At 44.5% G+C, this 13,131-nt stretch carries 9 protein-coding genes; 2 read left to right on the forward strand and 7 right to left on the reverse strand.

What is annotated here, in order from left to right:
- Positions 1-325 precede the first annotated feature (325 nt).
- Positions 326-1,672, forward strand: a complete 1,347-nt coding sequence (locus MH215_RS12430) for a DNA cytosine methyltransferase (protein ID WP_239290550.1) — start codon at positions 326-328, stop codon at positions 1,670-1,672.
- Positions 1,673-2,183: 511 nt separating this feature from the next.
- On the opposite strand, the gene MH215_RS12435 is transcribed toward MH215_RS12430, so the two are convergent.
- Positions 2,184-2,927, reverse strand: a complete 744-nt coding sequence (locus MH215_RS12435) for a PmeII family type II restriction endonuclease (RefSeq protein ID WP_239290552.1) — start codon at positions 2,925-2,927, stop codon at positions 2,184-2,186.
- Positions 2,928-3,005: 78 nt separating this feature from the next.
- Positions 3,006-4,772, reverse strand: a complete 1,767-nt coding sequence (locus MH215_RS12440) for an ABC transporter ATP-binding protein (RefSeq protein ID WP_239290553.1) — start codon at positions 4,770-4,772, stop codon at positions 3,006-3,008.
- A 274-nt stretch (positions 4,773-5,046) separates the two neighbouring features.
- On the opposite strand from MH215_RS12440, the gene MH215_RS12445 reads away from it, so the two are divergent.
- Complete coding sequence (locus MH215_RS12445) at positions 5,047-5,445, forward strand: CopG family transcriptional regulator (RefSeq protein ID WP_128100465.1); 399 nt, start codon at positions 5,047-5,049, stop codon at positions 5,443-5,445.
- Between the two features lie 74 nt (positions 5,446-5,519).
- Here the strand turns inward: MH215_RS12445 and MH215_RS12450 are convergent, their stop codons facing one another.
- The 5 genes from MH215_RS12450 to MH215_RS12470 form a co-directional block, all read right to left on the reverse strand.
- On the reverse strand, positions 5,520-5,900 hold the full coding sequence (locus tag MH215_RS12450; protein ID WP_239290554.1) for a hypothetical protein: 381 nt from the start codon (positions 5,898-5,900) through the stop codon (positions 5,520-5,522).
- A 254-nt stretch (positions 5,901-6,154) separates the two neighbouring features.
- Positions 6,155-7,546: a hypothetical protein gene (locus MH215_RS12455; protein ID WP_239290555.1), complete on the reverse strand. Its 1,392-nt coding sequence runs from the start codon at positions 7,544-7,546 to the stop codon at positions 6,155-6,157.
- A 56-nt stretch (positions 7,547-7,602) separates the two neighbouring features.
- The gene (locus MH215_RS12460) at positions 7,603-8,514 is read right to left on the reverse strand and encodes an ATP-grasp domain-containing protein (protein ID WP_239290556.1); all 912 of its coding nucleotides are present in this window, start codon (positions 8,512-8,514) and stop codon (positions 7,603-7,605) included.
- 147 nt (positions 8,515-8,661) lie between these two features.
- On the reverse strand, positions 8,662-9,255 hold the full coding sequence (locus tag MH215_RS12465; protein WP_239290557.1) for a YdeI/OmpD-associated family protein: 594 nt from the start codon (positions 9,253-9,255) through the stop codon (positions 8,662-8,664).
- Between the two features lie 185 nt (positions 9,256-9,440).
- Entirely contained in the window at positions 9,441-13,121 is a 3,681-nt protein-coding gene (locus tag MH215_RS12470; protein WP_239290558.1) for a glycoside hydrolase family 2 TIM barrel-domain containing protein, read from the reverse strand.
- Positions 13,122-13,131 lie beyond the last annotated feature (10 nt).

Consider the following 13,131-nt stretch of genomic DNA (forward strand, 5'->3'; position numbering starts at 1 on the left):
TTACACATCAACAGAGAGGATAGAAATAACAGGAAGAAGCGAAGCGATCGCCTGAAAGCTTTCTGAAGGAAAGCTACATCGGAAGTTTAAGCTTATCCCCGGATTCCCCCTTTGGAAAAGGGATTCAGAGAAATCTAGGGGTAGCAGCGATCTGAAGGTTGTTCTGTACTCGGAGTGACCCGTGTAAACCTCCCCTGTTGACCTTAGTTTTTCAGTTGAACCACCAAACGAATGTTCTATCATTTCATTGACTATCCCGATTCGCTCCAATATAATAACCCTATTAAAGTTAAATATTTTTTTAACTCTATTGGAGGGTTATCGATTGTATACACTCAGCAAAGAAAAAGTAAGACAACATATGAATAAACATGGCATTAGCACGCAGAAGGAATTAGCCGATCAATTAGGTATCAGCAAGAATCAGCTGTCGATGCTGCTTTCGCCGAACTTTAACCCGATCAAAACAAATGCGATGCGTCTATGTGAAGTCTTAGATGTGGAACTCGAAGAGATTCTGATGTCCGAGCAGATCGAATTCCCCTTTGAAGCGGATACGCTAGTGGAACAATCCCATGATGAGGATTTAGAGGTGAACGTGGATGACTTTGAGGGTCAAGATTTCATTGATATTCATAACATCACCGCTAATCGAAAATACTCAGCTATCGAACTATTCGCAGGTGCCGGCGGGCTGGCACTGGGGCTGGAACAGGCGGGTTTTGAGTCCAAAGGTCTCGTGGAGTTCGATAAATACGCTTGTAAGACGCTGAGAAAGAATCGACCAGATTGGAACGTCATCGAGAAGGATATTATCGAGGTTACAGAGCAAGGTATTAAGAACTTTGTAAAAGATATTGGGATAGGAGAACTGGATCTGTTATCTGGAGGCTACCCTTGTCAGGCGTTCAGTTATGCAGGTAAGAAAATGGGCTTATCCGATGCGCGCGGTACAATGTTCTATTATTATGCGCAGCTCCTCAAGCAGCTTCTGCCGAAGACCTTCTTAGCGGAAAATGTACGTGGACTCATTAGTCATGATGAAGGCAGAACGTTCGCGCTTATGCTCAAAGTATTCTCCGAGATCGGCTACACGGTAACATGGAAAGTCTTACGGGCACTGGATTATGATGTCGCTCAAAAAAGAGAACGCATTGTCATGATCGGTATTCGGAATGATCTCGTTGAACAATATGATCTGAAATATGAACTTCCTCAGCCCTACGGTTACCAGTTGACCTTGAAAGATGTGCTGCAGAACGTTCCTGAATCTGAAGGTGCAAAGTACCCTGAATCCAAACGTACAGTGCTTGATCTCGTGCCTCCTGGTGGATACTGGAGAGATCTACCTGACAACATTGCGATGCAGTATATGGGCAAAAGTTATTACTCTGGTGGAGGCAGAACAGGCATGGCTCGCAGATTATCCTGGGAAGAACCATCGCTCACGTTAACTTGCTCCCCAGCTCAGAAACAGACGGAGCGCTGTCATCCTGACGAAACTAGACCGTTCAACGTTAGAGAATATGCTAGAATCCAAAGCTTCCCTGATGACTGGGTGTTCGATTGCTCCATGAACAATGCCTATAAACAGATCGGTAATGCCGTTCCAGTGAACATGGCGAAGGCCATCGGCTTGTCCATTGTTAATGTATTGAATCAGATGAACTAAGTATATTATAGAGGATTTCTTTTCAGAGGAGTACTTTTCAGAGGGGCTCTTTTTAAAAGAAATTCCTCTTCGCTTCAAGTGCTAACGAACCTAACACATCTTAAACTACGGATTAGCTATGTGTGCAAAATTTAACGAACCTCAGTAACGCTATTCCGTCATAAAACGGTGTCGAAACCTGAAAAATCAGCTGAAGCGGCGAAATAAAGCCTCTGTGATTCGTTAGATCTCAGATCCGGGAAAATAGGAGCGAATAGCGTGTGTCAGGTTCATTACATCAGCACAATACTAAAGGGGATGTCTCTCGTCATATTCATGACTGATGGAACATCCCCTTTTGATATACATGAAGGAGGACTAGACTCCCCACTTAATCTTTTTTTCCAAACACGACTGCTGCCACAAGAAAACTCGTTCCACACAATATTTCGTTTAACACATCGTATAGATAGCAATCAGCACGTTTATCTTCCACTAGTTAAATTAGAATTGAATTCGACCTTAAATCTACTTAAATCTCAGTTAAAACCTTCTTCGGCTTCAATGTCTCTTCAATCTCCTTCGCCAGGGAGCGAATCACATCTTCTATTAATTCTGAGCTATCGACTTCGGAAGCCACATCCCCTATGGCATCGGTAATTTTCTGATAGAAATCCACTTCACCCGTTAGCCTATACCAGAATTCCTCCCCAATAATAACCGGATATTCTTCATGGATGACTTTATAATGATTACTTAGATCCTCCCGAGTACCATAGAATACACCAACGATTAAATCCTCCGTACCAACGTTCAACTTATTGGTCCTAGCTAGGTTTTTAACGGCTTTGAAATGACCTTTGATTGTCTCGATGTCATCTTTATTGATCGTATTGGGTCCGGCTTTGATCTGGCAGTATTTCTTCCGTCCATCCACTTTATCTATAAATTCAATATCAATGCCCGATGTAGTCGATGCGAATCCTTCCAACACCTCACTACAGAACTTCTGAAGCCGATCTCCAAAAATGGTATTAATAGATGTCCCCAACACACGAGGATATACTAAGGCCCTAGCGATACTCTCCGGATCATCCTTCCCTGTGAGAAAGCTCGCTTTATACTTATCCAGAAAAGGATTCAGATTGAATTCCTTTAATCTCCGAAGTTTCTCCGTATTCTTTTGATGACTAGGTACAATCTCTGCTTTGAAAAAGTCCTTCGCCTTCGTAATAATCTCTCTCAACGTGTCATCGTGTAGTTTCAGTTCACTCATCTGCTAGATTGCCTCCCTGATATCCGAAGTTCATATAGCATCATCCTACCATTTCCTTCCGTACCGGTCACTATGCATTTATGCGTTGCTTACTCCACTTACGTTAGGATCCACGATGACATCTGTCTGATTGCCTTTGTGAACTAACTGCTGGTACAACCCTCCAGCCGCCAGAAGCTGCTCATGACTTCCACGATCCACAATTTTTCCCTGATCTAATACGATAATTTCATCTGCATTCTGGATTGTCGATAACCGGTGAGCAATGATGATTGTCGTTCGCCCGACCATTAATCTCTCCAATGCCCCTTGCACTAAGCTTTCCGATTTACGATCTAGAGCAGCCGTGGCTTCATCTAATAGAAGAATTGGAGCGTTCCGAAGTAAAGCCCTGGCGATTGCAATCCTCTGCTTCTGTCCCCCTGATAAAAAGGTTCCCCCCTCACCGATATCTGTCTCGAATGCATCTGGCAGTTCCAAGATAAAATCTAGCGCATTGGCATCCTGTGCCGCTGACCTGATCTCGTCCTCCGTGGCATTCAGATTGCCATTCGCAATATTCTCGCGGACAGTGCCACTGTATAGGATGTTATCCTGAGGAACAAGAGCAAAGTAACTTCGCAATTCCTCCAGTTGCATTGACTGCGTATCCGTATGATTGATTCGAATCTGCCCTTCATTCTGCTGGAATAGCCCTAACAACAACTTAAAGATCGTCGACTTTCCTCCGCCACTAGATCCTACAATTGCAGTTACTTGCCCTGGTTGCACAGCGAACGAAATCTGATGTAATACGGGATGATTCGGGTTATAGGCAAATGTGAGATGATCTACCTCCAAATATGCAGGTTGCTGATTAATCGTCTGCTCAGGCAACTCTGTATACTCCTGCTTCTGATCCATTAATTTGAAAATACGATCTGCCGCCCCAAGGGCTTGTTGTAAATCTCCCCAGAGTGAAGCCATGCCTGTGAACGGCCAAGTCAGGTGATTCAGAAGCTGGATAAATGCGATTAATCCGCCAATCGTCATTGAGCCGTTTGACACAAAGAGAGCACCCATAACGAATGTAATGATAAAAGAAAAATGTCCTACCGCGATTGCTGTAGCGGACAGCGAAGCATGAATACGCCCGCCTTCAACCTCCAAGCGACTGATATCCTCACTGCTCGTATGAAATCTGCCGAACAATTTTTTCTCTAAGCCGAAGGTTTTGAATACAATACTTGAGCCGAAGATCTCCTGCAGAAGAGATGTCATTTTCCCGACACCAGTCTGGAGCGCCTGTGAATTTCTCCTGAGGGATTTCCCATATAATGCACCGATTAGTACGGTCATGGGACCGATGATTACACAGATTAAGGCTAGTTGCCACTGGATCGTTAACAGATAGACAAAAGCTAAGATGGCAAGTAACGGACTGCGAATCAGATCAATAATCGTATCTGTGCATGCACGGCCAATCGCTTGGTTATCACTGGTCATACGACTCAGCAGCTCACCTGAATGATTCTCGTTATAGTGTGATTCAGGCAAACGAAGTAATTTTTTCAATGTGTCCAGACGAATACGGTTACGGATCTTGGAGGATACTCTGGTCTTGAAGTATGTATCGACATAGCTGTTAATCACATTGAGCAGAAGAATAATGACCCCGGTTAAGGCCAGAGACTTCCATAAAACTTGACCATCCGCAATGGCTGCATTCGTTACTTGATTCAGGTACCAAGCCATTCCCAGATCCAGTCCTATACCCAGAATCATCGTGAAAAATAGGATAACGTAGCTACTCTTGTACTGTAGAGAATAACTCATCAAACGCCAAATCGTGTGTTTAGGTTTCATATGATCCACCTTTCTCATTTCGGATTATAATCAGTTGAGAATCCATATAGATTCCATTTGGAATCCAGAGGGATTCTCAATGGAGTATATCTTATTACACAATTCCAAATATTTCAATACACATTATTTCAACTTTCCTTGACAACATAGCTGAATTGAATGAATATGAAGAGAACGACGACTTGATTAATACACATAAGATGTACATGTACACATAACGAAGAGAGCCGACAAATATTGGAGAATCAAATGTTCTCTTAATGGAGATGATAGAATGGCAGATTTAGAGAAAGTCAGCATTAACCTCGGACCTGTTGACTTGGGGCAGATCGACCTTCTGGTAGATCAAGGGTATTATACGAATCGTACCGATCTGATTCGCATAGCAATTCGTAACCAATTAGATAGTCATGCGGCAGATCTGAAGCAGTTCAGAGAAGAGTATTATTACGTGATGGGAATTATGGATTTTGATCGCGAACGGTTGGAAGATGTTTTGCGGAACGGTGCCAAGCTTAGTATCAAAGTCATTGGAGGTCTAATTGTTTCGAAGGACGTATCGCTAGAATTAGCCCAAGCTGCATTTGGTAAAGTGAAAATCTACGGGATTATCCGCGCTCCCGAGAACATTAAGAAATTTTTGCGCCAGTTGCATGAGGAAGGTAAAGCATAATAACAAAAAAGAGCCGATAACGCACAAGCTATCATCTAGCAAGTGGTTATACGGCTTATTAGCTTTGTAACTTCTTATTTCCCCTCAAAGTACTGAACAACTTCATCAGGGGTCGTTGCCTTCAGTACGATTTCATTTTTCTCAAATACAAGTATTACTGGATAGGTATTGAGATCAAATATTTTCTCATAATCAAACTTCTGCTCTACACTAACATCATAGAAGTTAATATGTTGAATCGGTTTATCTGCCCTTACGCTTGTATTAATCTCTTGTATTTTCTTCAGCAAACCCTCAACAAATTCGCGATCAGAATCTTGGTTGGAGAACACGATCACCGAGACATCATTCGTTTGACCGTTCACCAAATAATCGATGGCCTTCTCTTTATCATTCTGACCACAACCGGAAATTAGAAGCATTAGCGCTACAACGAGTACGAACCATTTTTTCATAATACATATCCTCTCTTGGAAAGCAATGAAACTCCCGACTTATCAACTTATTTACTAGGAGCTACCTCTCATTCTTTCTCTTGGTCTTATTCATTCTCAACATATTGAAGAATTTCTTGGGGTTCATGGAAATGATTCAGAAGCTCATCCCCCATCTTCCCCCTTCAACAGATGAAATATCCATCTCCACATTATAATATATGTTACATTTATACTATTATGGAATAAATCACTTTACAGGAGAAGCGTGGAGACTAATCGCCGCCTCCACCCGAATCACTACCTCCGCTGTCGCTCCCTGAGCTATACGAGCTATCGTTATCATATGAAGATGTATAGGTACCACTGCTGCTTGCACCACTCGTTTTGTGATAGTTAGCTTTTTTATTCCTTTTTTGGGTACCATGTTCGAATAGGCCAACCTTGTAGTTCAGACGTTCGTATGGATATTCGGCAGCAAACAATGGACGATATTCGCCCCGGAGAGATAGAACCAGCAGGAGCAAAGGCGTTGCCGATATGCTCTTAGATACCGTCGCCCTGGATGATCTCTTCTGCTCCTTCTGTAACATCTGTCTAATCTCCGGTTCGAATTGATTCTGGAGATGAGTCCAATCCGTTTTTCGGCTACAACGTGAGCCAATTCGTAGTACAAGAGCGATCTGCAACACTCGTTCCAGAGACTCCGCTGCTTCTCCGAGCCGTTCCGTAGGTATTCCTTTTTTATACTTCCTACGCCAGCGATGCAGTGATCTTGACCATTCACGAGCCATAGGTGCAATCTCTCGTCCTGGGAGGAACAAGCGAACGAATAACATGATTATGATTGCGGTCAACACATCGGATCGAAATGCAAATTGAACGCCCTCCATCAATACAGTCGTCATGAATAAACTAAATACCGCAAGCTGGAACACCCAACGTACATACACACGCCTCCAACTCAATAGCCATAACAGCAATGCTAGGCTTAATCCAATAATATCAGCTATACCTAATCCATCTATCTGACCTAAAGCTACAACGAGTATAAAGAGAACCGGGTAAAGAATTCCTACCAGTAATCGGAGTAATACTGGCGTTCGAATGATGCCTTCCCATCCTCTTGATTCACGAATCTGTGCCACCCATCGCCGCAGCCTTTTGTTGTCGAGCTTCTCTCTTTCACGGTAATAATACAAATTTTCGGCACTTTTACTTTCCTCTGAGCTGGGACCAGCTAACGTGTCTAGACGGAACTTCTGTGCTCCAAAACCATGCTCGCCAATAAACCATTGGATTAATTCATCTTCGTCTGGCATGATCTGACCGATCTGCTTCGTCTTCTGAAATTCCAACGTCACATTAGGCGCATATTGATCATCTTGATATCGTCCTTTGGTTGGTATAACGCGGAGAGATAATATCCCTGAACGGGTCAGAGCAAATAATGAAGCAAGGGTGTCTCGTAGGCGCATTTTACCTTTATTGAACACATAAGCAAGAAAAAGTGGATCAGCCTGTTCAATCTCTTCATCGGTATAACTGCCCTTGGACATTCGATTTCGAATGGAGAGCAGTATTTGCAATACCAACACCGCTAGAATCACCCATACGAACTGAGTTCCAATACGTTGAATCCAACCTTCTTCAAATATGCTTTCCACCACATATCCCTCCTCCCAACCACCATACCAATGAATACTCTGGTGAATGCGACTCTCTAAAGCTTAATCATTGCTGACTTCAAATTCATATAAAATTGCTGGGCATCTGCATAATCTGGTAACCCAGCCACTTGTCCATCCCCAAGCTCAAGAATGATCCATGAACCGTCCGTGAGTTTGGCAAAATCCATCGTAAAGAAACGACTTTGAATCGTGCTCGCTATGCCCATGAACGAGTCTAGCTGGGCTACAAACCCTGCATCTTCCCCTTCATCCCAATAGTTCGATACATACAGTGGCTTACCATCTAGGACAAAGACTCGCATCTCCTGAGACAAGGGCATACCACTTTGTGGATGATTCGATAGGAATGCCAGCTGGGCATACTCTCTGAATACCAGCCCCTCATTTAAGTCCGAGCCTTGTCGCTCAAGGAAGGTCTGAACCACTTTCTGCACGTTTGCCTGATCGGATGCATCTGGGATATAACAGGCTTCATGCCATTCATGCTTTCTTGATTTCACATAATCCTTGACCATAATAGGTGCTGCGCCAAACGTCTTGACTGCGTCCCTAAGCCAGTCTACCGACTTGTCCATCTCAGACTGATGAATCCAAACGGAACGTGGGGTGTATGGCTTAATCAGATCATATGAATCAGGCAGATAATGTGCATGCCGATATTGCTCAGGTGTATTAATGAGATACAGATTGATTGAGGTAAGCGCATTGTACAGCGTCTCATATTCACTTGGCTTCATCATCCATCCACGGTATACCGTCAGGGTTGGCTCTATCGCGGCAGCAAGATGCTGAATTGCACGTCTTGGTTTGCCATCAATGAGCAATAATTCTAGGTGAATTAACCCTACATCCAGACCTAGTTGCTTCGCATATGTATACTCTTCCTCATAACTTTCATCCACTTTCCGCTCATTCAGCGGAGAACTGCAATATATTATTTTCACCTCGGCTTATCTCCTTTCAAACATGTAACGCCAATGTATTCCTATTATTTTAACATACCCGCTTCTGCTGCAAACAGCTTCGGTAAAACAGGCCCATCAACAAAGTAACCCAGCATCATGATCGATACTAGGCTAATTTATATTTATCTAATCATTTAATCCCTTACCCTCAAGGATTGGCTTCACATACTTTTCAACCCTAGAGGCTCTCGTCTTTGATTGCTTAGCGTCTGAGAAATAATAGATGTATGCTCTTTGTCTCCCAGGGGTCAAAGCTTCAAATGCCGTTTTCAGTTCAGGCATTTCATCGAACTTTTGTGAGAGTTCCTCTGGAATGGCATACTCTGTCGTTTGCTTCATTTCTACCTTCTGGCCGGAATTTTCAATCTCAACGGCCTCTTGGATATATGCTTTTATCAGGTGTTCCATCTCATCTATTTGCTCAACATTCGTAAATCGAATCTGGCGTGCTGCCTGTACATTATTTGTCTGTTGAATCAGAATCCCATCCGTATCCTTCAACAGGGCTCCCTTATGAAACAAAAGCGCACAGTATTCTTTGAAGCCATGGATCAACACCACGTTTTTATTCTGAACGGTGTAGCATGGATGCATCCACTTATAATCCTCGGTCAACCCACAGTCCAAAATAATCTCCCGAAGCCGCACCGATTCTTCCTTCCACGTGTTGGCTTTGCTTAAATACTCATCAACCTTCGGATTAAGTCTGCTGTCAGTCATCAGAACTACCCCTCTTCATCATCATAAGCTACATCCCCCTTACTTTATCATGAGTTCAAAAAAACACAAAGAATCCCCTTCAAGCGATCGTCCTATACTTAAAGGAAGCCGTTTAAAGGGGATTACTCTATTACTTTACTTTGGAAGGACGTTAACCAAAGTCACATTGGTTAACGGGTTCTTCATCACTCAAAACGGAACCAGCCAAAGTCAAACAGACTGCCTGGCAGGAAGATAAAGGTCACCTTTTGCACACCTGTCACCTGTTCAAGTTCAAATACCCGTTCCTCATACCCCTCTGACTGTGTGAACTCGACAAGCTGATTGCTCTGCCCGTCTGCTCCTGAGAAACGAATATGAATCGTGTTTTTGTCGATAGGCGAATGACCGCAGATTACAAGTTTGGACGTACCTGCTGCCGTAAAGTCCATCTGATCGAACTCCAGTGAGACATTGTTCCCGATCCCCTCAACCGAATCACCTTGGATCGTAAACGTATCTCCATACAGCTGGTCACACGATGCAGCGGCATTCTGCTCAAAGGCTCGGCTTTGGCGTTCAAAGGTAAAGCCCTTGATGTGAATTTTCTGCTTTAGTACAAAACAAATCGATGTAATTCCACGCAACCGCTTGGATAACGTATACGTGTCTTCCTGGTACACATTCCATCTGGATTCCTTCTGATATACCACATCAGCAATCAATGTGCTTCCCTCTTCACCAGGCATACCTTCCCAGATCTGCATGGGATACTCTTCATTCGATAGAGCAAAGATCGGAATCGTAATGGTATCCGAACCATATGCACCAAAGTCGATATTGCGGAAGCCCACATGTGTCTCCCCATCTCGGCTCGTCGCTACACCACGTTCGTTCCCATTGCCCACATCGCCCTTTGAATAATCATAAAGCCCACCGGAGATAAAGGCGTATGGATCGTGATATGCCGTTCCTAGCCCCGTGGCGGTGAATTCAAGCTGGGAGATCAGTTTAATTTTGTCCGTACCGTTCTTGCTCGTTGCACGAAGACGGAATGCACCATCTCCCAGCGCAATGACCTTCACGTGACCTGCTTCAGTTGGATTCTCAATCGAGTCTGCATGGAGCGGCTCCACTTTGGAGATGTTCGACTCAATGCCCGCATCATTCACCACAGACCATTCGATATCTCGGTATGTTGTATTCTCTGGATAGAGCTTTGCATGAACCACCATCTCTGGGGTAGAAGGGTCTAGCAACTGGCCTGCCGGGCTAATGATTTCAATTTTGCGTAAAGGGATCTCGTCTGCTTGTCCCGTATGAACAGCCTGATCCTCATTGTGCTCCAATACCGCCTGTACTTTCGTACCCTGAGCATTGGTCTCCTGAACATGTAATTCTTGAACATTAATCTCCGAAACACTCTTCTCTGAAGCATCAGTACCTTCATTCACAGGCACGGCATGGAACTCAGTAGTTGCGCCTGCTAAGCCTTCCGAGGATACCACGATCTTCACTGTTCCCGATTCATTCGTTGCGCCAATGATTGCCATTAGTTTACCACTAAACAATCTGCGACTTGTTCCCTTGTATGGATCATAATCCGTACTATCCCCGTTATCCAGCCCTAACAGACGCCCCGCACCCGTCACGCTCACCTGCACACGATTGTTGGCATTTTGCACCGGGTTGCCATCTTCATCTTCCACATTGATCTCGACAAAAATAAGATCCTTACCATTCGCAGTTAATTGCTCACGGTCTGCATGAAGACGAACAGCCTGTGCATCTTTGTAAGATCGCTGAACATCGGTTGCAATCACATTGCCGACTTCATCGTACGCAATCGCCTTCAGCTCACCAGCGACATAAGGCACTTTCCACCAACCAACAAGCTGTTTTCCATGAGCATGGTCAATGTTATACGTGCCGATCGTATCGCCATTCAACTGCAGTTCAATCTTTGGCGCGTTACTGCACACGCGTACATCAATGACCTGACCAGGGCTGAAATCCCAGTAAGGGAACAGGTGCACCATCGGAGCCTTCTTGTAATCCGTCCAAGCGGATTGGTAGATATAGTAGGAGTCTTTCGGGAATGTTGCCGTATCAATCTGTCCAAAATAGGAGTTCTTCGTATGATACGGTGTTGGCTCACCGATATAATCGAATCCTGTCCATAGGAACTGTCCAAGCGAATAAGGGGTATCGCGTTCTGCCAAAATACACGCTTCTGCCGACTTCGCTCCCCAGCTTGTCGTACTGTTTCCCAGCGCGGAGCACTGCTCATCATCATCAGCCAGAATGGATTGCTCGAATGGGAAGTGGTAGATTCCCCGACTCTGCACCACAGATGCCGTCTCACTGCCATAGATAATCCAGTCCGGATGTTCCTCATGGTGCTTATCATAATATTTTTCCGCGTAATTATATCCTGCAAGCTTCACGATATCCGCACATTTCTGCGCATTTTCCCAAGGCATGTAGTTCGAACCAATCGTAACACGCGCATTGTGCTTCGGATCGAATTCCAGCACATAATCCATCAGCATCCGGGTGACTTCCTGCCCCCGCTCATCTGCATGCGTATCATAGATCTCATTACCAATACTCCACATCATCAAGCTTGGATGGTTGCGGTCACGCATAACCCAGCTCTTCACATCCGTATGCGCCCACTCTGGGAAGAATCTCGCATAATCGTAAGGGGTCTTGGAACGCTCCCACATGTCAAAAGCTTCTGAAACAACCAGCATGCCCATCTCATCGGCTAGCTCCATGAACTCTTTGGCAGGCATATTATGAGCGGTTCGAATGGCGTTAACGCCCATGTCCTGTAACAACTCGAACCTTCTACGCAGAGCGACCAGATTGAATGCTGCACCCAAGGCGCCCAGATCATGGTGTTCACAGACACCGTTCATTTTCATTTTGACCCCATTCAGGAAGAAGCCTTCCTGCGGATCGAACCTAACTTCTCGAAAACCAACGTTCTGGGTGATGCTCTCTATCGTTTCATAACCTAGGCTACCTTGATGCTGTACCTGAGTCTGAGCATTCTTACTTTCAGTTGGAGTCTCAGTCTCAACTTCAGCTTGAGTCCGGGCGTGAGTCTGGTCGTGATCCACTGACTTCACCTGTAAATCGGTCACCAATTGATAGAGTTGCGGTTCTTCTGTACCCCACAGATTCGGATTCTCTACTACAAATTGCTGGCGGTTCTTGATCATTCTAGCATTGCTAGATTTACTATCATAACCAGCATTAGCTATATAATCATCCTCAGCTTGCTGAGTATCCAGCGTCACAGCCGCCGTTGTGGTTGCTACAACCTTGCCCTCATAGAGCAAAGTGTGCACAAGCTGTGCATCCCGATCAATAACGACATCTGTATCCACCTCAACCTGCCAGCCATCGGACTGCTTCTGCATGGATACATAGGTACCATTGGTGACGATATGATTGTGATCCCTCGTTTTCAGCCATACATTACGATAGATTCCTGCACCGGAATACCACCTACTGTTAGGGCTCTGATGCACCACCTTGACAATGATTTCATTATCTCCCTCGACCAAGGCCTCTGTAATCTCGTGTTCAAACGCAGAATATCCATACTTCCATTCCCCTACCAACTGCCCATTCACATACACGGATGAATCCATATACACCCCGTCAAAACACAACAGTCTGTGCTTATCATCCTTCGTAATCTGGAACGACTTGCGATACCAGCCAATACTATCCTCATACAGATCCAATGTGTTATAAATCAACCAATCATGCGGAAGCTCCACAGGTTCGAACGTTAATCCCCCAGGCTCCGTAACATCTAGTCCACTTTTGGCAAATGCCCATCCATCATTAAAGAGTTTTCTCGAATTCATCGCTCTCTCA

The sequence above is a fragment of the Paenibacillus sp. ACRSA genome, assembly GCF_022346845.1.
GTDB lineage: Bacteria > Bacillota > Bacilli > Paenibacillales > Paenibacillaceae > Paenibacillus.

Coding starts and splice junctions, on each gene's coding strand:
- MH215_RS12450 (WP_239290554.1), bottom strand. CDS start 5,900: ATGAAAAAATGGTTCGTACTCGTTGTAGCGCTAATGCTTCTAATTTCC.
- MH215_RS12435 (WP_239290552.1), bottom strand. CDS start 2,927: ATGAGTGAACTGAAACTACACGATGACACGTTGAGAGAGATTATTACG.
- MH215_RS12445 (WP_128100465.1), top strand. CDS start 5,047: ATGGCAGATTTAGAGAAAGTCAGCATTAACCTCGGACCTGTTGACTTG.
- MH215_RS12465 (WP_239290557.1), bottom strand. CDS start 9,255: ATGACTGACAGCAGACTTAATCCGAAGGTTGATGAGTATTTAAGCAAA.
- MH215_RS12470 (WP_239290558.1), bottom strand. CDS start 13,121: ATGAATTCGAGAAAACTCTTTAATGATGGATGGGCATTTGCCAAAAGT.
- MH215_RS12440 (WP_239290553.1), bottom strand. CDS start 4,772: ATGAAACCTAAACACACGATTTGGCGTTTGATGAGTTATTCTCTACAG.